At 62.8% G+C, this 21,961-nt stretch carries 18 protein-coding genes and 1 tRNA gene; 7 read left to right on the forward strand and 12 right to left on the reverse strand.

From position 1 onward, the window contains the following. The first annotated feature begins 201 nt into the window (after positions 1–201). The 4 genes from AC57B6_RS13750 to AC57B6_RS13765 all read left to right on the forward strand — a co-directional run bounded on the left by AC57B6_RS13750 (position 202) and on the right by AC57B6_RS13765 (position 6,171). Entirely contained in the window at positions 202–1,512 is a 1,311-nt protein-coding gene (locus tag AC57B6_RS13750; RefSeq protein ID WP_496421527.1) for a DUF3300 domain-containing protein, read from the forward strand. A gap of 20 nt (positions 1,513–1,532) precedes the next feature. Then, positions 1,533–2,474 carry a DUF2950 domain-containing protein gene (locus AC57B6_RS13755; RefSeq protein WP_496421528.1) on the forward strand — a complete coding sequence of 314 codons (942 nt, stop codon included), beginning with the start codon at positions 1,533–1,535 and terminating at the stop codon, positions 2,472–2,474. A 393-nt stretch (positions 2,475–2,867) separates the two neighbouring features. Next, the gene (folD, locus tag AC57B6_RS13760) at positions 2,868–3,728 is read left to right on the forward strand and encodes a bifunctional methylenetetrahydrofolate dehydrogenase/methenyltetrahydrofolate cyclohydrolase FolD (RefSeq protein ID WP_178369531.1); all 861 of its coding nucleotides are present in this window, start codon (positions 2,868–2,870) and stop codon (positions 3,726–3,728) included. 334 nt (positions 3,729–4,062) lie between these two features. Then, positions 4,063–6,171: a M3 family metallopeptidase gene (locus tag AC57B6_RS13765; RefSeq protein ID WP_106351466.1), complete on the forward strand. Its 2,109-nt coding sequence runs from the start codon at positions 4,063–4,065 to the stop codon at positions 6,169–6,171. A 126-nt stretch (positions 6,172–6,297) separates the two neighbouring features. On the opposite strand, the gene AC57B6_RS13770 is transcribed toward AC57B6_RS13765, so the two are convergent. Further along, complete coding sequence (locus AC57B6_RS13770) at positions 6,298–7,590, reverse strand: amidohydrolase family protein (RefSeq protein ID WP_252888190.1); 1,293 nt, start codon at positions 7,588–7,590, stop codon at positions 6,298–6,300. 201 nt (positions 7,591–7,791) lie between these two features. Between AC57B6_RS13770 and AC57B6_RS13775 the strand changes: the two genes are divergently transcribed. Continuing rightward, positions 7,792–8,490 (forward strand): aspartate/glutamate racemase family protein, encoded by a 699-nt coding sequence (locus AC57B6_RS13775; protein WP_496421529.1) that lies wholly within the window; start codon positions 7,792–7,794, stop codon positions 8,488–8,490. Between the two features lie 92 nt (positions 8,491–8,582). Here the strand turns inward: AC57B6_RS13775 and AC57B6_RS13780 are convergent. Both AC57B6_RS13780 and AC57B6_RS13785 read right to left on the reverse strand, forming a co-directional pair. After that, a tRNA-Met gene (locus AC57B6_RS13780) sits at positions 8,583–8,659 on the reverse strand. Between the two features lie 136 nt (positions 8,660–8,795). Then, complete coding sequence (locus AC57B6_RS13785) at positions 8,796–9,083, reverse strand: hypothetical protein (protein WP_028199471.1); 288 nt, start codon at positions 9,081–9,083, stop codon at positions 8,796–8,798. A gap of 263 nt (positions 9,084–9,346) precedes the next feature. On the opposite strand from AC57B6_RS13785, the gene xth reads away from it, so the two are divergent. Further along, positions 9,347–10,123, forward strand: coding sequence for an exodeoxyribonuclease III (xth, locus tag AC57B6_RS13790; protein ID WP_144192264.1), 777 nt, complete (start codon positions 9,347–9,349; stop codon positions 10,121–10,123). Positions 10,124–10,163: 40 nt separating this feature from the next. Here xth and AC57B6_RS13795 read toward each other — a convergent pair whose 3' ends face one another. The 5 genes from AC57B6_RS13795 to AC57B6_RS13815 form a co-directional block, all read right to left on the reverse strand. Continuing rightward, positions 10,164–12,281, reverse strand: coding sequence for a prolyl oligopeptidase family serine peptidase (locus tag AC57B6_RS13795; protein ID WP_496421530.1), 2,118 nt, complete (start codon positions 12,279–12,281; stop codon positions 10,164–10,166). A 106-nt stretch (positions 12,282–12,387) separates the two neighbouring features. After that, positions 12,388–13,905 carry a nitrogen regulation protein NR(I) gene (ntrC, locus tag AC57B6_RS13800; RefSeq protein WP_030101675.1) on the reverse strand — a complete coding sequence of 506 codons (1,518 nt, stop codon included), beginning with the start codon at positions 13,903–13,905 and terminating at the stop codon, positions 12,388–12,390. Between the two features lie 112 nt (positions 13,906–14,017). Continuing rightward, positions 14,018–15,160, reverse strand: a complete 1,143-nt coding sequence (gene glnL, locus AC57B6_RS13805) for a nitrogen regulation protein NR(II) (protein ID WP_028199467.1) — start codon at positions 15,158–15,160, stop codon at positions 14,018–14,020. A 200-nt stretch (positions 15,161–15,360) separates the two neighbouring features. Next, positions 15,361–16,776 (reverse strand): type I glutamate--ammonia ligase, encoded by a 1,416-nt coding sequence (gene glnA, locus AC57B6_RS13810; protein ID WP_028199466.1) that lies wholly within the window; start codon positions 16,774–16,776, stop codon positions 15,361–15,363. A gap of 48 nt (positions 16,777–16,824) precedes the next feature. Continuing rightward, on the reverse strand, positions 16,825–17,121 hold the full coding sequence (locus AC57B6_RS13815) for a hypothetical protein (RefSeq protein ID WP_149029674.1): 297 nt from the start codon (positions 17,119–17,121) through the stop codon (positions 16,825–16,827). A 94-nt stretch (positions 17,122–17,215) separates the two neighbouring features. Between AC57B6_RS13815 and AC57B6_RS13820 the strand changes: the two genes are divergently transcribed. Continuing rightward, positions 17,216–17,680, forward strand: a complete 465-nt coding sequence (locus AC57B6_RS13820) for a rhodanese-like domain-containing protein (RefSeq protein WP_028199465.1) — start codon at positions 17,216–17,218, stop codon at positions 17,678–17,680. A gap of 155 nt (positions 17,681–17,835) precedes the next feature. Here AC57B6_RS13820 and AC57B6_RS13825 read toward each other — a convergent pair whose 3' ends face one another. The 4 genes from AC57B6_RS13825 to AC57B6_RS13840 all read right to left on the reverse strand — a co-directional run bounded on the left by AC57B6_RS13825 (position 17,836) and on the right by AC57B6_RS13840 (position 21,849). After that, positions 17,836–18,666, reverse strand: a complete 831-nt coding sequence (locus AC57B6_RS13825) for a competence/damage-inducible protein A (RefSeq protein ID WP_496421531.1) — start codon at positions 18,664–18,666, stop codon at positions 17,836–17,838. Between the two features lie 19 nt (positions 18,667–18,685). Beyond that, positions 18,686–19,513 carry an EI24 domain-containing protein gene (locus tag AC57B6_RS13830; protein WP_028199463.1) on the reverse strand — a complete coding sequence of 276 codons (828 nt, stop codon included), beginning with the start codon at positions 19,511–19,513 and terminating at the stop codon, positions 18,686–18,688. Between the two features lie 277 nt (positions 19,514–19,790). Next, positions 19,791–20,789, reverse strand: coding sequence for a sterol desaturase family protein (locus AC57B6_RS13835; protein WP_178369528.1), 999 nt, complete (start codon positions 20,787–20,789; stop codon positions 19,791–19,793). A 40-nt stretch (positions 20,790–20,829) separates the two neighbouring features. Continuing rightward, the gene (locus AC57B6_RS13840) at positions 20,830–21,849 is read right to left on the reverse strand and encodes a YVTN family beta-propeller repeat protein (protein WP_028199461.1); all 1,020 of its coding nucleotides are present in this window, start codon (positions 21,847–21,849) and stop codon (positions 20,830–20,832) included. Positions 21,850–21,961 lie beyond the last annotated feature (112 nt).

A 21,961-nucleotide genomic window follows, 5' to 3' on the forward strand; every position in this document is an offset into this window, starting at 1 on the left:
GTCATACCCGGCGTCAGGCAATGCAAAACAGGTGAAGTGGCCTGACTGCTTCGCCGGTGCCTGTGTCATATCGATCGGTTCGGCCACATCTGGGCCATCCGCCCCTCTCTTCATCACGCTCCACATCTCATTGCGCCCGGGCAACGCAGCATGCGCTGCGCATCAGTCTCGCGCGTCTAACCCAGCCGGGAGGATTTCATCGTGAAACGATCCGGAACACACTGTTCGCGTGTGTTGCTTATCTGCGCCGCATTCGCGGGTGCGCCGTTCGTCATGGGTCTCGCCGCGCCGACTGCCGCTTACGCACAAAGCGCCGCAAAGATATCGAACCAGCAGCTCGATTCGCTGACCGCGCCCATCGCGCTCTATCCCGACGCGCTGCTTGCGCAGGTTCTGATGGCAGCCACCTTCCCGCAAGACGTGCAGGCCGCGGCCGCATGGTCGAAAGCGAACGCGAAGCTACAAGGCGATGACGCCGTAAAAGCAGTCGCGTCCGAGCCATGGGATCCGAGCGTGCAATCGCTGGTGGCGTTCCCGCAGGTCCTCGCGACGATGGCGTCGAAACCGGACTGGGTCTCGCAACTGGGCGATGCCTTTCTTGCCCAGTCCAACGACGTGATGGATTCCGTGCAACGTTTGCGCAAACAGGCGCAGGCCGCCGGCAATCTGAAGACCAGTTCGCAGCAGAAGGTCGTGGTCGAGCAAAGCACGATTCAGATCGTGCCGGCCAATCCGCAAGTGGTGTACGTGCCGACGTATAACCCGACTGTCGTCTACGGTACGTGGCCCTATCCCGCCTATCCGCCCGTGTATGTTCCACCGCCGCCCGGTTACGCAATCGCAACCGGTTTCGCTACCGGCCTCGCGTTCGGCGCCGGCGTAGCCGTAGCCAACTCGTTGTGGGGCGGCTTCAACTGGAACACGCATGACGTCAACATCAACGTGAACCGGTACAACAACATCAATGTGAACAACCGGCTCAACGTGAACAGCAGCACGACGAACTGGAACCGCAACACCAACGTCAACCGCAACGTCAACAACGCGAACCTGAACCGCAACGTCAACAACAACCTCGGCGGTGCACAACGCGATGCCTACCGCGGCCGTGACGACGCCGCCCGTGCCCAGGCGCAGCAAACCCTGCAGAACCGCACAGGCCAGAACCTGAGCGGCAATGCGAGCCAGCGCGTGCAGGGGATTCATCAGGGAGGCACCGCCAACGCCGATCTGCATAACCGCGCACAGAACGTCAATCGCGATAACGCGCTGCGCGGCGCCGGTGACGGCAATGCCGCCCGGCAGGACGTACAGCGTGGCCAGGCGAGCCGCAATGCTGCCGGTAGCCGTTCCGGCGGCTTCGGCGCCAACGGTGGCGGCCAGCAACGCAGCGGCGGCGGTCTCGGCGCAAACGGCGGTGGGGTCCAGCGCGGCGGCGGAGGTGGCAGCTTCGGTGGCGGCGGCAGACTGGGCGGTGGCGGCGGTGAACGCCACCTCGGCCGCAACCGTTGAACGATCACGAGGAGTCTCTAATGATTCGCTTATTTCCACGCGGCGCTTTGCGCGCCCACGTTCGGACACTCGCCGCCGCCCTCGGCACGACCGGCAGCCTGCTGATGGCGCCGGTACTGCTGCTCGGCACAACTGCCGCACACGCCCAGGCGGTCTATCCCACGGCCGACGCAGCCGCCAGTGCGTTCGTCGACGCCCTCGCCCGCAACGACGAGGATGCGCTCAAACACGTGCTCGGCAACGATTTCCATCGCTTCATTCCTGCCGAAGGAATCGGCGAAGACGACATCTACCAGTTCCTCGGAGCATGGTCGAAGGGGCATCAGATCGTCGAGGACCCGGTGAAGAACAAGGGACGCGCAACCGCGCATCTGGCGGTCGGCGACAGTGGCTGGACGTTGCCGATTCCGCTGGTGCAGGCCGCGCACGGCTGGCGTTTCGATCCGCCCGCCGCGCAGGACGAAATGCTGACACGCCGCATCGGCCGTAACGAACGCGCCGCGATCCTGACCTCGCTCGCCTACCTCGACGCGCAATACGACTATCACAACCTGACCCAGCACTACGCCCAACGCTTCGTCAGTACGCCAGGTCAGCATGACGGCCTGTATTGGGTCACCGCGCCCGGAGAAACGGAAAGCCCGCTCGGACCGCTCGCCGCCACCATGCCCAACGGCACGCTGCCGACCGAGGCCTATCACGGCTATCACTACCGGATCCTGACGGCACAAGGTCCGCATGCGAAAGGTGGCGCGCAGAGCTACGTGGAGAACGGCGTGCTGAGCAAAGGGTTTGGTCTGATCGCCTCGCCGGCCGAGTATGGCAAGACTGGCGTGATGAGCTTTATCGTCAATCAGGAAGGTCAGGTTTATCAGAAGAACCTGGGCCCGCAAACCGCACGTGCCGCCGCCGCCGTCAAATCGTTCGATCCGGACGATAGTTGGCAACCCGTGCAGCCATGAGAATCGTGGTGTTCGACGGCCGCGGCGGCGCATCAGGCCGTTCGCGGCCGGTCTGTTTCCGGATCCGCGCCGCCGCCCGGCGCCGGCATCCATGCTGAGGTTCGCGCCGGCGCCGGCACCTGCCGAACCGCCTTCGCCCCCGTTGCCAGCACGCCTCTGCGCAGCCCGAAGCTTCGCGAAGGCACCCTGTTCCCGCGCGGCAGCAATCCCTGCATGGGCCGCCGTGCAGGGTCGGTATAATGTCGGACTTCGCAGCGCCGCTTATCCCTGATTCGCGCCGCGCGCTTTTCACGTGCCGCCCCGTTTCCGATGAAAAGCGCCATCGCATGTGCCGCGCATGTCGCGCGCGCCGGTGCTCTGTCCCGCTTTCCAAACTGCCCATCTCGACCGACCATGACTGCCAAACTGATCGACGGCCTAGCCCTTTCCCAGACCCTGCGCGCCGAAGTCGCCGCGCGCGCCGCCGCCCTCACCGCTCGCGGCCATCAGCCGGGCCTCGCCGTGGTGCTGGTCGGCGACAATCCGGCCAGCGAAGTCTATGTGCGCAACAAGGTCAAGGCGTGCCATGACAACGGCCTCGGTTCGTCGCTCGACCGCTATCCGGCCGATCTGCCGGAAGCCGAGCTGCTGGCGCGCATCGACGAACTGAATCGCGACCCGCTGATCCACGGCATTCTGGTGCAACTGCCGTTGCCGCCGCATATCGACAGCCATAAGGTGATCGAGGCAATCGCCCCGGAAAAGGACGTGGACGGTTTTCACGTCGCCAATGCCGGCGCGCTGATGACCGGCCGGCCATTGTTCCGCCCTTGCACACCGTACGGCGTGATGAAGATGCTGGCGGCGTACGAAATTCCGCTGCAAGGCGCGAACGCGGTGGTGATCGGCCGCTCGAACATCGTCGGCAAGCCGATGGCGCTGCTGCTGCTCGAAGCCGGTGCGACCGTCACGATCTGCCACAGCAAGACGCGCGATCTGGCCGCCCACACCCGTAACGCCGACGTGGTGGTCGCCGCCACCGGTCTGCGCAACATTCTCACCGCGGATATGGTGAAGCCGGGCGCAGCCGTGATCGACGTGGGCATGAATCGCGACGAAGCCGGCAAGCTGTGCGGCGACGTCGATTTCGCCGGCGTCAAGGAAGTGGCCGGCTACATCACACCGGTGCCGGGCGGCGTCGGTCCAATGACCATTACGATGCTGCTTGTCAATACGATCGAAGCCGCCGAGCGCGAAGCGGCGGCCAAGGCTTAAACACGCCCGCGCGTGCCGCCGGGGCGTCGAGGCGTCCTCCCCGGCACGCAAAAGGCCTTTCATGCCGTGCGGCCCGATCTGCCAATGCCGCACGGCAGCAATTCCTCTTGCCCACTTTCCCACCGCGCGCAGCGACGCATCGGCGTCGATTCGACCGCGTGCGGCATTCGCGCTCCCGCGCACAGTCGCGCGACATCTGATAATTTGTCTGCCGACGGATTGGAATCGGCGCGCCCTGCCCCAATAATGTCTCTATAGAGCGTCATCGGGGCGTTGCAGCGCGCGCCCGTCGATGCACCGATTACCCGTTCACCCGCGTCAGACAGGAAGCCTTATGTCCACTACCCCCTCGAAGCACGACAATCCGCTCCTCGATTTCTCCGACCTGCCGCGCTTTGGCGAAATTCGCCCCGAACACGTCACGCCCGCCCTCGACGTGCTGCTCGCCGATGCGGCCGCCGCGGTCGAGCGCGCCGCCCAGCCGAGTACGCCCGCCTCGTGGGCCGACGTGGTCGAACCGGTGGAGCGCGCCACTGAACCGTTATCGCGCGCCTGGAGCGTGGTCGGCCATCTGAACGCCGTGGCGGATACGCCGGAACTGCGCGCCGTCTACGGTGAAAATCTGCCGCGCGTGACCGAATTCTGGTCGAGCGTCGGTCAGAATCTCGCGTTGTATGAGAAATACAAGGCACTGAACGCCAGCAGCGATTTCGCATCGCTAACCGGCGAGCGCAAGAAGATCCTCGGCAATGCACTGCGCGATTTCCGCCTTTCGGGCGCGGAATTACCGGAAGACCAGAAGCCGCATTTCGCCGAATTGCAGGAACGCCAGGCAGGGTTGTCGAAAGCGTTTTCGGATCACGTGCTCGATGCGACGAACGCGTACGCTTACATCGTCGAGGCCGGCGATGAGGCGCAACTGGCCGGCCTGCCCGAAGACGTGATCGAAGCCGCCAAAGAAGCGGCCGAACGCGAAGGCAAGACCGGCTACAAATTCACGCTGCATTTCCCGTCGTATTTCCCGGTCATGCAGTACTCGGAAAACCGTGCGATGCGCGAAGCGATCTACCGCGCGTATGTGACGCGCGCCTCCGAGCTCGGCCCGCAATACGGCGGCGGCAAGCCCGAATGGGACAACACCCAGGTGCTCGCCGATCAGTTGAAACTGCGCGCCGAAGAGGCACACATGCTCGGCTACAACAACTTCGCCGAAGTCTCGCTCGCGCCGAAGATGGCCGAATCGCCGGCACAGGTGATGGCATTCCTCGAAGATCTCGCCACGCGCGCGCGTCCGCATGCCGAACAGGACTGGAAGGAACTGCGCGAATTCGCTGCGAGCGAACTCGGCATGAGCGACCTGCAGCCATGGGACATGACCTTCGCCGCGGAACGTCTGCGCCAGAAGCGCTATTCGTTCTCCGAGAACGAGGTCAAACAGTACTTTCCGGAAGACGCCGTATTCAAGGGCCTGTTCAAGGTCACCGAAACGCTGTTCAGCGTGCGCATCCGTCGCGACGAAGCAGCCGTCTGGCATCCTGACGTGCGCTTTTTCCGCGTCGAGAATCAGGACGGCGGGCTCGTTGCCCAGTTCTATCTCGATCTGTATGCACGTGAAGGCAAACGCGGCGGCGCATGGATGGACGACGCACGCGGCCGTCACAAGCACACACACGGCGGGGTGCAAACGCCCGTGGCCTATCTGACCTGTAACTTCTCGGCACCGGTCGGCGGCAAGCCCGCCTGCTTCACGCATGATGAAGTAATCACGCTGTTCCACGAGTTCGGCCACGGACTGCATCACATGCTCACGAAGGTGGATGAACTGGGCGTGTCGGGTATCAACGGCGTCGAGTGGGACGCGGTTGAATTGCCGTCGCAATTCATGGAGAACTTCTGCTGGGAATGGGACGTGCTGAGCGACATGACCTCGCACGTCGACACCGCCAAACCGTTGCCGCGCGATCTGTTCGACAAGATGCTCGCCGCGAAGAATTTCCAGAGCGGTCTCGGCACCTTGCGTCAGATCGTGTTCTCGATGTTCGACATGCAGCTTCATACCGGTTTCGATGCGTCCGGTACGAAGAACGCGACCGAACTCGCGAGCGAGATCAACGAGCGTTTCCACGTGGTGCCGCAAGCTTCGTTCTCGCGTTGGCCGAATACGTTCAGCCACATTTTCGCGGGCGGTTATGCGGCGGGCTACTACAGCTACAAGTGGGCTGAAGTACTCTCCGCCGATGCGTACGCCGCGTTCGAAGAAGCCGCGCAGGCAGCCAGCGGCAGCGTGCTCGATCAGACAACCGGCATGCGCTATCGCAAGGAGATTCTGGAAGTGGGCGGCAGCCGTCCCGCGATGGAATCGTTCAAGGCGTTCCGCGGCCGCGAGCCGAATATCGATGCCTTGCTGCGGCACAACGGCATGACGCCTGGCGCGGCGCATTGAGCTTGCGTTAATAGCTCGATAGTCGGCGTCGTAAATGGCGTCGACTTCACGACAAAAGCCGGTGACCTGCACGAGCAGGCACCGGCTTTTTCTTTTCTCGCGCCGGCATGCCCCGCGCTCTGAGCGCTAGGCCCGATGCAGCTTGAAATCCACTTGCGCCGGGCGCCCCTCCAGCGATAACGCGGCGCGCGCCGCAGGCGCACGGCTCACAACCTTGCCGCGGCTCACCACCGCGAGCCGCGCGGCGCGCAGGCGGATCGCTTCGACCGGATCGCGTGCGTCGAGCAGCACGAGATTGGCCGCGCTTCCCGGCGCGATGCCATAGCCTTCCAGACCGAGGATGCGCGCGGCATTCACCGTGACAGCGTCGAAACACGCCTGCATGCCGTCGACACCCGTCATCTGCGCAACATGCAAACCCATGTGAGCAACTTCGAGCATGTCGCCCGAGCCCAGGCTGTACCACGGGTCCATCACGCAATCGTGACCGAACGCCACGTTGATGCCCGCCGCCATCATCTCCGGCACACGGGTCATGCCACGCCGTTTCGGATACGTGTCGCTGCGGCCTTGCAGGGTGATGTTGATCAACGGATTGGCGATCGCCGCGACGCCCGAGTCGCGCATCAGCGGCAGGAGCTTGCTGACGTAGTAGTTGTCCATTGAATGCATCGAGGTCAGGTGCGAACCGGCGACACGCCCATGCAAACCGAGCCGGTGCGTTTCCGCGGCGAGCGTTTCGATGTGGCGCGACATCGGATCGTCCGATTCGTCGCAATGCATGTCGACGCGCAGGCCCTGCTCCGCCGCGAACTCGCACAACATCCGCACGGACTGCGCGCCGTCGGCCATCGTGCGCTCGAAATGGGGAATTCCGCCGACCACGTCGACGCCCATTGCGATCGCACGTTTGAGGTTTTCGAATGCGCCGGCGCTCCGCAACACGCCGTCCTGCGGAAATGCGACCAGTTGCAGGTCGAGATACGGCGCGACGCGACGCTTCACTTCGACTAGCGCCTCGACCGCGAGCAGGCGTGGATCGCATACATCCACGTGGCTGCGAATCGCCAGCAGACCACGCGCGACCGCCCAATCGCAGTACTGCAGCGCGCGCTCGATCAGCGCCTCCTGCGTCAGGTGCGGCTTCAGTTCGCCCCACAGCGCGATACCTTCCAGCAAGGTACCCGACGCGTTCACGCGCGGCAGACCGTACGAGAGCGTCGCGTCCATGTGGAAATGCGGATCGACGAATGGCGGCGTAACGAGCGAACCGGCGGCGTCGATTTCTTCACGTGCACTCGCGGCCAGATTCGGTTCGACGGCGACGATGCGACCCGCTTCGATACCGATGTCGACCGGCTGCTTCTGCTGCGGCGCGGCGCTCGGTGGCAGCATTGCGTGGCGGATGATCAGATCCATGGTTCGCTCCCTGTTGCTGGTTGACCGCTATTCGAGTGACTACGATTCTATCGGCGTCAGAAAGTGCGTGCCGGCGTTTTAACGCGACGCCGTACCGGTGAGCAGAAGGGAATCCGTACCGGCTGCCGGCACGGGTGGCCGCCTATACTCGATTTTTCGAACGCTCGATGCCTCACATCCACCCATCCACGGAGCAAGACCATGAAAACCATCGGCGTGATCGGCGGCATGAGCTGGGAATCGTCCACCGAGTACTACAAGCTTCTGAACCGTCATGCGAAGACGCGTCTTGGCGGCCATCACAACGCTCGCAGCCTGATGCTGACGCTCGACTTCGCGCCGATCGAGGCCAGCCAGCGCGCCGGCGACTGGAGCGCGCTCGGCGCCCAACTGGCCGATGCCGCGCGTCAACTCGAACGAGGCGGCGCCGATCTGGTGATACTCGCAACCAACACGATGCATCGCGTGTATGAATCGATCGAGCAGGCGATCGAGGTACCGTTCCTGCACATCGCCGATCCGACCGGCGACGCGCTGCGCGCCGCGGGAATCGAGCGGGTTGGGCTGCTCGGTACGCGCTATACGATGGAGCAGACGTTCTACACCGGCCGCCTGAACGAGCGTTACGGCCTCGATACACTGGTGCCCGATGAAGCGGGACGCGCGGATGTGCATCGCATCATCTACGACGAGCTGTGCCACGGGAACGTGAACGACGCTTCGCGTACGGTGTATCAGCGCGTGATCGAAGGGCTCGCTGCGCGCGGTGCGCAGGCGGTGATTCTCGGCTGCACGGAAATCACCCTGCTGATCAAGCCGGAAGATTCCGCGTTACCCGTGTTCGACACGACTGCGTTGCATGCGCAAGCTGCGGTGGAATGGGCGATCGGGGCAGAGTGAGCGCATGCGCGTGCGCATGCACGAGAGGCGCTGAGGGACGTTGGAAGTTAAAAAACCCGCGTAACTTGCGTTAGCGGGCTTTCAACAATACTTGGTTGCGGGGGTAGGATTTGAACCTACGACCTTCGGGTTATGAGCCCGACGAGCTGCCAGACTGCTCCACCCCGCGTCAGAGAAAAAGAGTATATCGGGTCGCGTGCGAGACGTCAAACAATCCGGTGAAATAAGACTGAAATAATTGCCGACGAAGCTCAGCGCGTCCTGCTTCTCATGCAGCATAGGGATGCTGCACGTAAGCGGAACACTCACAGATCCTGGACCGTCGCGCCTTCCACCTTGCCGTCGATGATGTCCGCGCCATACTGACTCGCGCTACGTTTCGCCACGCCGAAATCGGAGAACGTGGACGCGAGGACGAGACGGAATACGCGGCTCGCCTTCGAGCCGCTGATCGCGCCCGGCCGGCAGACGCGTACCGCAACGTCGTAACCTTCGGCATGACGCTTGTGACCGTCGAACTTGTCGAACTCCCGCGAAAACACCAACGGATGCACTTCGAAGTCCTTATAAAGGGCTGGATAAGTTTGAGCCATGATGGATCCTCGGTGCGCGTAGATGTGAGCCCACTATACGCCGGGGCGTGACGTGGGCGCGCTTTTATTTTTTGCGGCCGCCGAGGCAATTTTCACGGTCGCCCGTCTCGCGCGATAAGATGCGGAACTATTGGAATCGACCCGCTCCCGCCAACCCGAATCCGGGCCGCCGGATGGAGACGGGGTAGCCGTTAAAGCGGAAAAACGCAAAAATGCCGGGGCAGCATGCCACAAGCCTCGCTCAGCAAGAATGTGAGAACCTCATGAAAATCGCCACGTGGAACGTCAACTCCCTGAAAGTGCGTCTGCAACACGTCGTCGACTGGCTCGAAACCAGCCAGACGGATGTGTTGTGCCTGCAGGAACTGAAACTGACCGACGACAAATTCCCTCGCGCCGAGCTCGAAGAAAAAGGCTATCGCAGCTGGTTCGCGGGCCAGAAGACCTATAACGGCGTCGGCATCCTGGTGCGCGACGGCCTGAGCGTCGACGAAACCGGCATCGTGCGTAATATCCCCGGGTTCGACGATCCGCAGCAACGCGTGATCGCCGCGACTGTCGAAGGCGTGCGCGTCATCTCCGCGTATTTCCCGAACGGCCAGGCGCCGGGAACCGACAAATTCGCCTACAAGCTGAACTGGCTCGCCGCACTGCACGACTGGGTCGCGAGTGAAATGGCGCTGCATCCGAAACTCGCGCTGCTCGGCGACTACAACATCGCGCCGGAAGATCGCGACGTGCACGATCCGAAAGCGTGGGAAGGTCAGAATCTGGTGTCGCCCGAAGAGCGCGCCGAGTTCGCGCGGCTGATCGACCTCGGTCTTGTCGATGCCTTCCGCCAGTTCGAGCAGCCGGAAAAGATCTACTCGTGGTGGGATTACCGGATGATGGCGTTCCGCCGCAATGCGGGGCTGCGTATCGACCACATTCTGCTGTCGAAAGAACTCGCCCCGCTATGCTCGTCGTGCGATGTCGACAAGGTGCCGCGCAAATGGGATCAGCCGTCGGATCACGCACCGGTCGTCGCGCAGCTTGGTTGAACATCGGCTGAGGATCGGCTGAACCCACGACCGGCGAGACCTACGCCGGTCCGTTCAGACAGCGCCACAGGAACTCGAACACCATCGCGTCATGTTCGGCCTGCTCCAGTTCATCGGAGCCGCCGTGGCCCCCTTCCGTGTTCTCGCGATACCAGACCCTTTGCGCACCCAGCGCCTGCATGCGCGCGGCCATCTTGCGCGCGTGTCCCGGATGCACACGGTCGTCCGCCGTCGACGTAGTGAACAGCACCGGCGGATACGCTACGTCCGCACTCACACGGTGATAGGGCGAGTAAGCCGCCAGCACGCGCGCCTCGCCGGGCTCGTCCGGATCGCCGTATTCATCGATCCACGACGCGCCTGCGTGCAGCAGGTGATAGCGGCTCATGTCGAGCAGCGGCACCTCGCAGACTACCGCGCCGAACAACTCGGGCCGCTGCACCATGCACGCCGCGACCAGCAGGCCACCGTTGCTGCCGCCCTGAATGCCGAGTTGCGCCGCGCTGGTCACGCCTGTGCTGATGAGCGTCTCGGCCACCGCGATGAAATCGTCGAACGCGCGCTGCCGATGCTCGCCTTGCGCCGCCGTATGCCAGCGCGTGCCGAACTCGCCGCCGCCGCGGATATGCGCGACCACATAGACACCGCCGCGCGCGAGCCAGCCAATGCCCTGCCCGGTCAGATAGCCCGGCAGCAGCGGAATCGCAAAACCGCCGTAACCGTTGAGCAGGCATGGGCGCGGCGGCTGTGCGGCGTCTTGTGCAACCCGCGGCCCGATCACGGTATACGGCACTCGTGTACCGTCCGCCGAGACCGCATGCCCACGCGTCACCGCGAACGGTGCCGCGTCGAACTGAGTCGGCCAGCGGTCCAGCAAGGTCCAATCGGTCAGGTCGTCCTGCGCGAGATCGGCGAGCCAGTACGCAGGCGGCTGCAAATAATCGTCGGTGTCGACGAATACTTCATCGTTCAGCGTCGGCTCGACGGGCGAGATATCGGCTTGCACGTCGTCACGCGACGGAAAGAGGCGTTGCTGCCAACGCCAGGTCTGATCCGCCGCTTGCGACGGAATCCACAGCGAGGTCTTGCTCTGTACATCTTCCAGGTACGACACGATCAGGTAATTGCGCGTGTGCGTCCACTCGCAGGCGGAGGTTTGCGCGGTCGGCGTGAAAAGGGGCACCACGTCGCGCTCGCCACGCAGGAACGCGGCTTCGCGAATCGCCAGCAGCGCGCCGCCCGGATAGCGCACACCGTTGCAGTCCCAATCGAGGCGCGGCTCGAGCAGCAGCCAGCCTTCCCAGCCGCCTGCAGCGACGTGCGACGGCAAGTCGTACTGTCGCCAGACATCGGCACCGTTCGCCGCGCCCTCAGCCCTCTCGAGGTAATACGTGTGCGAGTCGAAGAAATCGACGCTGCGCACCACCGTGTGGCGCTGCTCGAGCGGATCGTAGTGCGCCTCCACGCCGATGTCGCCGAACGCCCCCTTGAAGACCACCGGCGCATCCGCCAGCGCACTGCCCCGCGCCCACCGCCGCACTTCGCGCGGATAGCCGGAGCGCGTCAGCGTCTTGCGGCCATTGTCCCAGCCGACATACAGCGTATCCCGATCGATCCACGACGCCGTGTGCTTGCCGGCCTTCGCAATCACAAAACCGTCGTCGACAAAACGTTGCGCGTCGATATCGAACTCGCGTACCACCAACGCATCCGAGCCGCCCGGCGACAGTGTGATCAGCGCCCGATCGCCATCCGGATAAAGAATGTCGAGTTCGGCACAGACCCACGGCGTGCCTTCGGCCGAACCGAGTGCGTCGAAGTCGAGCAGGTTCTGCCAGACCGGCGCGCCACTACGCCAGGCCGCCCACGTCGTGCGTCGCCAGATGCCCTTGGGATTGCGTTCGTCCTGCCACAGATCGTAGGCCCAGTCCTTCCAGCGATCGGGAATGACCGGACGCTCATGCGGCAGATAAGCATCGGCAAGCCGCTGTTTGAGCGACTCGAATTCCGCGCTGCTGCACCATGCGGCACGCGTGCGCGCATTCTGTGCCTCGACCCACGCGAGCGCGCCGGGGTCGTCGAGCGCCTCGAGCGACAGAAAGGGATCGGGGGAAAGCGGCCAGGGGAAATGACCGGGAGGAACGCGAGAATCAGGCATCGTCAGCTGTCGAATGAAAACAGCGTCGATTATGCCTTGCGTGCGCCTGAACGCCTTTGATGCGACGAGCGGGAGCGGCTGGCGCCGCCCCGCTCACTCGCAAGCCTCAGGGCTCGAGATTGAGTTCCTGAATCTTGCGCGTAATCGTATTGCGACCGATGCCGAGGCGCTCCGCCGCCTCCACCTTGCGTCCGCGCGTGAAGTCCAGCGCCTCGCGAATCACCGCCGCTTCGAAACGGCGCGCAAGTTCGTCCATGACGTCGGCCGCATTCTCGCGCAGCATCCGCGCGACTTCCGTGCGCAAGCCGCCTTCCCAAGCGGCGACGGCGCTCGCGACAGGCATGCCGGCAGCGCCGGCCGGATGGGCGAGCGCGTTGCCGCCGTTGATCGGCGCGCCGCCGGCAACGCCCGCTTCACCCGTGCCGGCCACGCCACTGCCGCTGCCCGCGAACTCGCTTGCACCGGACTGCGCGGGCCCCAGATCGGGCGGCAGGTCCTTGATCTCGACGGTCTGCGCCGGCGCCATTACCGTGAGCCAGTTGGCGAGATTCTCCAGTTGACGCACGTTGCCCGGAAACGGCAGCGAGGCCAGATAAGCGAGCGCATCTTCAGACACGCGCTTGGGCTCCACGCCCAGATCGCGCGCGCTCTTTTGCAGGAAATGCCGCGTGAGCAACGGAATGTCTTCGCTGCGTTCGCGCAATGCGGGCAGACGCAAGCGGATCACATTGAGGCGGTGATACAAATCCTCGCGAAACAGGCCCTGCCGCACGCGCGATTCGAGATTCTGGTGCGTCGCCGCGATCACGCGCACGTTGGCGCGCAACGGATTGTGGCCACCGACGCGGTAGAACTGCCCGTCCGAGAGCACGCGCAACAGGCGCGTCTGCAAATCGAACGGCATGTCGCCGATTTCATCGAGAAACAGCGTACCGTTTTCGGCCTGCTCGAAGCGCCCCTGGCGCATCGCCTGTGCGCCGGTAAACGCACCGCGCTCGTGACCGAACAGTTCGGACTCCAGCAGATCCTTCGGGATCGCCGCGGTATTCAACGCGATGAACGGACCGTTCGCGCGTGGGCTATGTCGGTGCAACGCGCGCGCGACAAGTTCCTTCCCGGTGCCTGATTCGCCGGTAATGAGCACGGTAGCCGCGGAATGCGACAGCCGGCCGATCGCACGAAACATGTCCTGCATCGCCGGCGCCTGGCCGAGCATTTCTGGTGCATCGGCGACCCGGTCGTCCCAGGTCTGCTCGCCGCGCATACTTTCGTCCACCGCGCGGCGGATCAGCTCGACCGCCTTGTCGACGTCGAACGGTTTGGCGAGGTATTCAAACGCACCGCCCTGGAATGCGGCGACCGCGCTGTCCAGGTCCGAGAACGCGGTCATGATGATGACGGGCAAACCCGGCACCTTGTCACGCACGGTCTGCAGCAGTTCAAGGCCGGAGCCGCCAGGCATCCTGATGTCGGACACCAGCACCTGGGGGCTTTCGTGATCGAGCGCCGCGGAAGCCTCACGCACGTTCGCGAAGCTGCGGGTCGCGAAGTTTTCGCGGGCGAGCGCTTTTTCGAGCACCCAGCGAATCGATTGATCGTCGTCTACTATCCAGATCGGCTTCATATAGGTCGTTCAGAAGTCTTGAAGGAGCCCCCAAACCTGTCGTTTTGCGCCAGGCCCCGAGGGGGTGAGAAAACTTGGGGCGGCCCGGCGTTTTCTCACTGGGTCTGTGGTGTTAGCAGTCGAGCGGCAGCAGAATCTGAAACTCGGTATGGCCCGGCCGGCTCTCCACTTCGATCAGTCCGTCGTGTTGTTGTACAAAGGTCTGCGCGAGCGTCAAGCCGAGACCGCTGCCATCCTCGCGCCCCGAAACGAGCGGGTAGAAAATGCGGTCACGGATTTCCTCGGGAATGCCTGGGCCGTTGTCAGTGATATGCAAGTCCAGTGCCAGCTTACATAAGCGTTTCGACACCGTGATCTTGCGTGCAATGCGCGTGCGCAATTCGATGCGCGCGTCGCCTTGCGAGATGCGTTCACGCAATGCTTCCGCCGCGTTGCGCACGATATTCAGCAGCGCCTGGATCAGTTGCTCCTTGTCGCCGCGCAGGTCCGGCACGCTCACGTCGTAATCGCGTTCGATCGTGAGACCGCGCGGAAACTCCGCGAGAATCACCTGGCGCACGCGCTCACATACCTCGTGAATATTCACGTCGCCGACGATATGCGGATGACGGTGCGGCTCCAGCAGGCGATCGACCAGCGTTTGCAGCCGGTCCGATTCCTTGATGATGACCTGCGTGTACTCGCGCAACTCGTCGCGCTCACGCTCGCCGAGTTCGAACTCGAGCAGTTGCGCCGCGCCGCGAATCCCGCCGAGCGGATTCTTGATCTCGTGCGCGAGATTCCGGATCAGTTGTTTGTTGACCGCCGTGAGGTCATTGATGCGCTCCTCGCGATCAGAACGTAAATGCCGCTCGTTTTCGAACAGCTCGAGCAGCACGTAATCTTGCGCGCTTTCCAGAAAACCGACGATCGCATGCACATGCAGCGGCTCGTGGCCCGGGCGCTCGAGTATGGCGTCCAGATGGGTCGCGTGAAAACGGTTGGCAGCGATCGCGGAGATGGTCTCGACCAGTTCGCTGGCATTCGAGAAGATGTCCTGCCACGCCATCTGCGTTAGTTGCCTGCGCGACAGCTCGAGCATTGACTCCGCCGATGGGTTCGCAAACACCACCCGCAGCGTGCGCTTTTCGAGCACCAGCACAACCGTGGGCAATGCCTCGAAGCCCGGCAGCAAGCCGGAACTCACTAGCTGAGCATCCTCAGAGAGCGTCTGCTCATGCCCTTTCCTTGCCTTCATCAGATTCTTCAGAACCATCTTGCAGTCTGGCCGATAGGAGATGGTGATAAATCAGGTGTACCGCTTATTGCCTGCTTCCATTGCTTCTACGCCGCGCACGTCGAAAGTAGACGGATTCGGGTCCAACAAAAAAGGGACGGCGCCGCCGTCCCTTCGTGACCGATCGCGAGCGTCGGGCAAAACGCTTCGCCGTTTGAAAGGCGAAGCGCCATTGCCGCTTACAGCGAGTAGTACATTTCGAATTCGATCGGGTGCACCGACTGACGATAGCGTTGCAGCTCGCCCGTCTTCAGTTCGATGTACGCGTCGAGCATCGAATCCGTGAACACGCCACCGCGCGTCAGGAACTCACGATCTGCGTCGAGTGCGTCGAGCGCCTGATCGAGGCCGGCACACACGGTCGGGATCTTTGCATCCTCTTCCGGCGGCAGGTCGTACAGGTTCTTGTCGGCCGCTTCGCCCGGGTGAATCTTGTTCTGCACGCCGTCCAGACCCGCCATCATCAGCGCGGAGAAGCACAGGTACGGATTCGCCATCGGATCCGGGAAGCGCGTTTCGATACGGCGGCCCTTCGGGTTCGACACGTGCGGAATGCGGATCGAAGCCGAGCGGTTGCGTGCCGAGTAAGCCAGCTTGACCGGTGCTTCGAAGTGCGGCACGAGACGCTTGTACGAGTTCGTCGACGGGTTCGTGATCGCGTTCAGCGCGCGAGCATGCTTGATGATGCCGCCGATGTAGAACAGCGCGAATTCCGACAGACCTGCATAGCCGTTGCCCGCGAACAGGTTCTGGCCGTCTTTCCAGATCGACTGGTGAACGTGCATGCCCGAACCGTTATCGCCAACCACCGGCTTCGGCATGAACGTAGCGGTCTTGCCGTACGTGTGCGCGACGTTGTGGATGATGTACTTCATTTGCTGCAGCCAGTCAGCGCGCTGCACCAGCGTCGAGAACTTCGTGCCGATTTCGTTCTGGCCTTGACCCGCGACTTCGTGGTGGTGCACTTCGACCGGGATGCCGATCTGTTCGAGCAGCAGGCACATTTCCGAACGGATGTCCTGGAACGTGTCAACCGGAGCGACCGGGAAGTAGCCGCCCTTCGTGCCCGGACGGTGGCCAGTGTTGCCGCCTTCGAATTCCTTGGCCGACGACCAGGGTGCTTCTTCCGAACCGATCTTGATGAAGCAGCCCGACTGATCCGTATTCCACTGGACCGAGTCGAAAATGAAGAATTCCGGCTCCGGACCGAAGAAGGCCGTGTCGCCGAGGCCGGTGCTCTTCAGATACGCCTCAGCGCGCTTTGCCAGCGAACGCGGGTCGCGCTCGTAGCCCTTGCCGTCAGCCGGTTCGACGACGTCGCAGGTCAACACGAGGGTCGACTCTTCATAGAACGGGTCGATGAAGGCGGTGTTCGCGTCCGGGACCAGCAACATGTCCGAGGCTTCGATACCCTTCCAGCCGGCAATCGACGAACCGTCAAACGCATGGCCGCTTTCGAACTTGTCTTCATCGAATGCCGACACCGGCACCGAAACGTGTTGCTCTTTGCCGCGCGTGTCGGTGAAACGGAAGTCGACAAACTTGACGTCTTCGTCTTTGACGAGTTGAACGACGTCGGCCACGGATTTACTCATAACCTATCTCCTGATTAACGAATTCGGCGGATTCAGCCGCCGCCCAATCTAGCTGACCCATCCCGGCGCGTCCACCCCTGGATCGTTGAGGATGAACATAAAAGCCTGCTGGCATAAATCGATCGGCACCAATAAAGCAGCTTCTGTGCCATGTATGCGCCAACCCGGCGCAAAACCGCACGGCGCGCGCGTTTGCAGGGAATGAACGCACCGAACAACATGCAATCGTGAAATCTTTACGCCATGCAACGCACCGAACCAGTGCATCAGACAAATAAGCGACGAGCGGCATCTCCATTTTGGTGCATTTCCTGAAGTATGCACCACAACGGGGTGTTTGCTCATTTGCCTCGGCCGGGCCGGATGCGGGATCCGAACCGCATGCGCGCCACACGCCGCGCGCTAGAATGATCATTTGGTACGAAGGAGGTTTGCGCTCATGAGCACGCTCGAACAGTTGTACGCCCAGGCGGAAAAACGCCGCGCCGAGAACCAGTTGCCCTATGCGGGCGCGGTGTCGCCGGCCGAGGCGTTCGAACTGCTGCAACTCGATCCGCGCACGCGTCTCGTCGACGTGCGCACCCGTGCCGAACTCGATTGGGTCGGCCGGCCGGTTATCGGCGACGGGCAATACGCGCATGTTGAATGGACACGCTATCCGGGCGCCGTGCCGAACCAGGAATTCCTTCAGCAACTCAGCCAGGTGGCGTCGCCCGACACGCCCGTGCTGTTTTTGTGCCGCAGCGCCGCGCGCTCCAAGCTCGCCGCCATTGCCGCCACCCAGGCGGGCTATGCCAAGGCGTACGACCTGCTGGAAGGCTTCGAAGGCGACAAGGACGGCCAGGGGCATCGGAAGACGGTATCGGGCTGGTGTTTTCGCGGCTTGCCCTGGATCGGCGCCTGATCGTACGGGCGACCGGCGGGACAATTAGACGCATCGTCGGCGCTGCATATGACAGGCCGATGATGCATGGAGTCTTATCAGCTTAGCCCGATGAGGAATGGGCGCGAGCGCGCCCGGACTACGTTCGCTGTATACGGCGGCGAATCGGCTGCCGATTAGCCCTGCGCCTTACCCGCAGCCGCCTCGGGCTCGACAATATCGCCGCCCAGCAGGTGCACGCCCTCGCGCAACTTGACGAACGCGGCCGCCACTGCTTCGGGCTCGCCCTTCACGCCCAGATCGATGTGATGCCGCGCATACACGCCGCCGCGCTCCGCATCCCCGACGCTCGGCAGGCTGAACACCCGCACGCCCGGAAAGTCTCGCTCGATCTTTTCCATCAACGGCGTGAGGCGCGACTCCGGCAGTTCGAACACCAGCAGCGACTTTTCCGCGTGCGGCATGGTGTGATGCAGATGTGCATACTGGGTATCCAGCACCCACTCGATCATCGGCCACGCCATCACCGGGAAACCCGGCACGAAGTAATGCTCCTTGATCGAGAAGCCCGGAATCTTGTTGTAGCCGTTCGGAATGATCGACGCGCCCTGAGGAAACGTGCCCATATTCAGACGATGCCGGTTCTCCGGCGTGTCCAGATCCAGCGGTGTAGCCGAGTTCGCCGGATGCATGTCGCGGATGCGCTCCTGAATCAGCTTCGCGGCTTCCGGATGCAGGGTGAGCGGCACGCCTAACGCCGCTGCCGCGCATTGACGCGTGTGGTCGTCCGGGGTGGCGCCGATGCCGCCCGTCGAGAACACGATATCGCCCGATGCAAACGTGCGCCGCAGCGTCGCGGTGATGCGCGCCGGATCGTCGCCGATGTACTCCGCCCAGCCGAGCGACAGCCCGCGCGCGCCCAGCAATTCGATGACCTTCGGCAAATGCTTGTCGATACGCCTGCCCGACAGGATTTCATCGCCGATGATGATGACGCCAAATGCCATTGCCGCCTCTTTCATTTAATCAGTAAGGAACCGGCGCGTGCCGTGCGCCGTGCTCTTCCGCGCGCATGCGTTGAAGCGCGCGCAGACAGTAATGACTGAACCACAATGCCGAAAACACGAGGATGAACGCGTAGATCCAGATCGTCACCGCAGTGATCACCGGGAACAGCACGATCAACCACACCGACGAAGCCCATAGCAGCGTCGGCAGCGAACCCAGCAGTCCACTGGCGATGCCGATCAGCAGCAGCGGCAGCCGAAAGCGCCGTACCAGTGCACGCCGTTCGTCGCGCGTCGCATGCAGCGCGAGCGCGTCGTAGCTCATCACGCGATACGTCAGCCAGCCCCACAGCAGCGGCGGAATCAGCGCGAAAAACGGTGGCACCAGCCAGAGCGGCAGCGTGACGATCAACAGCACCAGACACACCAGCGTGGTCCACACCGCCTGACCGAGGCTACCGTACCACGTTCCGCCGCGACGCATTTCAAGGCTCGCGAATTGCCGCGCCGACAGAAAGCGGACCACCGCGGGCATCGACAGCGTAGCAATCAGCAGCAACACGCTGACGACGATCAACGGAATCGCCACCGCGATCACAATGAAAGGCGCAACGGCCGCGTGCAACGCCGAAAAGCCGAGCCAGTCGAACAGCCGATACAGCGTGGCCGTGAACGACCAGGTGTCGAGCCACGAACGGGTCGCGCCGATCAGCGACTGCCAGGAAAACCACAGAATCACGCCCCACCCGACCGTTGCCGCGAGAAACGGCATGAAGGTCAGCCAGAGCATGCGCGGGTGGAGCGCGTTGGTGAGCGCGCGTCCGAACGAGCGCAACAAATCATTCATGCGAGCCAGTGCCGGTGAACGAAACCATGGAACAAAGAAAATAGCGAAACGAACCGGGATACGGACCAGGACGCGGACCGAAGTACGGACCGGAAACAGGTCCGGCAACTGGCCCAGCAAGAAGCCCGAAAGCGAACCACGGAACGCACGCGCGAACGTGCACAGGATAAACCACGCGGCGCGCTGCCGGGGAAACCGGCCGCGAGAAGAAGCGAGAAGAAGCGGGAGGAAGCTGGAGGAAGCCGGAGAACCCGCCGCCGAGCGGGCGAAAGAATGTTCAGACTGCGGCCGCGTCGTTGCCTTTGGCACGCCGTTTCGCTGAAAGCCGCCCGGCGATGCGCACAAAAGCAAGCCAGTGTTGCGCCCAGAAGCCGTTGCCATAACGGCGCCCTTCGAGTTGATCGCGAATGCCGGTCGGCTCCATTTCACGGCTCCACGACACGCTGCGGAACATCATGTCCCACCACGGGAACAGCACGCCAAAGTTGCAGCCATACCTGAGCCCTTCATGACCATAGCCGATCGCGTGATGCCGGCGATGGAAGGTCGGACTGACCAGCAGACGCTCGCCAAGCCAGCCGAAGTACAGACGGACGTTCGCGTGCTGCACGCTCTGCGCGAGGTTGGTGATCGCCACCAGCACGACAAATTGCGACGGCGGCACGCCGATCACCAGCGCGATCGTCGCGAAAAACGACGCCTGCAACAGGTCGTCGAGCAAATGGTTACGGTCGTCGGACCACAGCGACATCTGCTGCTGGCTGTGATGCACCGCGTGCAGTTCCCACCACACACCGATCCGATGTTGCCAGCGGTGATACCAGTAACCGGCGAAATCGAGCACCAGCAGGTACATCACGAAGGTGACGAGCGGCTGCGTGGTGACGCCTGGCCACAGATTGTCGAAATTGACGTTTGCGATGTCGTGCAGCCGCAGCCAGGCCTGTACGTTGTCGAAGAGCGGTTGCAGCGCAAAGAAGAAGAACAGGTTGAGAATGCCGAGCTTGGCGATCCACGTGTAGATCACGTCGACCCGCACCGCCTTGCGGTTTTCCCACTGCTCGACCGGGCGCAGCGCCTCGAGCGGGCGCAGCACCGCGTACATCGCCAGTACTTCGAGTACGCCGACGATCACCCAATACAGGCTGTCGAAAGTGTCCTCGTCGTAATCCATCAGATCGAAACGGAACAGCAGCGGCTGCACCACGTCGACGTACAGCAGCGTCTGCAAGGCCGAGACGAAACTGTCGAGAGGCGAAAAAATCGATTGGAACATGGTGCTGGCCTGGTTACTTCGTTCGTGGCGGCTTTCCGCGTTACGCGCCGTTCGGCGCCGTAACCGGCGCGCGATTGAAGAAATAGATACCGTGCGGCGAACGGCCGACGGCAATCGTCTGGATCAGCTTACGCGTAGTCAGGTCGATGATGCCGATGTGCTTCGCGAAACGGAACGTCACCCATAGGTAGCGTTTGTCGGCGGAAAGCTCCATGTCGTCCGGGCCCGGCATCAGACCGGTGATGTCGCCGACGTTGGTGAGCGTGTCTTCGTCGATGATGCTGATCGTGCTCGCGACGCGGTTCGACACCGCTACGTGCCTGCCGTCGGCGAGCGAGCGGAAGTTATGCGCGCCCTTGCCGGTCTGAATCGTCTTGACGACCTTCTGGTTGCGCCAGTCGACCACCGCGACGTAATCGGCGCCGGTCATGCCGACCAGCAGGTACTTCTCGCCCGGCGTCATCCACAGGCCGGCCGGCACCTTGCCGACCTTCATTTTCCACTTGACGGTTTGCGTGGCCAGATCGATCGCGGCCAGTTCGCCCGATACCTGCAGCGTGACGAATACCGTTTTACTGTCATTCGTGAACGCCATGTGGCTCGGCATGACCGCGAGCGGCAGCCGCGACGCCAGCGTCATCTGGTTTGTCGCGTTGTCGTAGTGGTAAATGTCGAGGCGATCGAGACGCAGCCCGGTGGTCACGAGCCACTTGCGGTCGGGCGAAAAACCGATCTGATACGGATCCTCGATGTTCTCGACCCAGCGCTGCACCTTGCCCGATTTCGGATCGACGAACATCAGATTGTTCGACACCGAATTCGCGACGATCAGCGACGAATTGTCCGGCGTGGCCATCAGGTGATGCGGTTCCTTGCCCGTCGGCACGGTGCCGACGACCTGACGGGTTGTCTCGTCGATCAGGCTCAGCGTGGCTTCGCCGGAATTGAGCACGATCACGTTGTTGGCGTGGGCCGCCGGAGAAAAAAAGCCTGCGGCGGCAACCACCGCCGCACCCGCGGCGAACGTGGCAGTCAAGCCGGGAAGAAAAAATTTACGCATGAAAACTCACTTCGGAGAACAGCCGACATTGTAGAACGATTGCCGTGACCAGCGGTTGATGTGGATGCGGGTGGATGCGGCTAACGGATGAGAAAGAAACACCAGACTTGAA

It is taken from the genome of Paraburkholderia sp. BGA-UO-ETr-F12 (assembly GCF_059567945.1).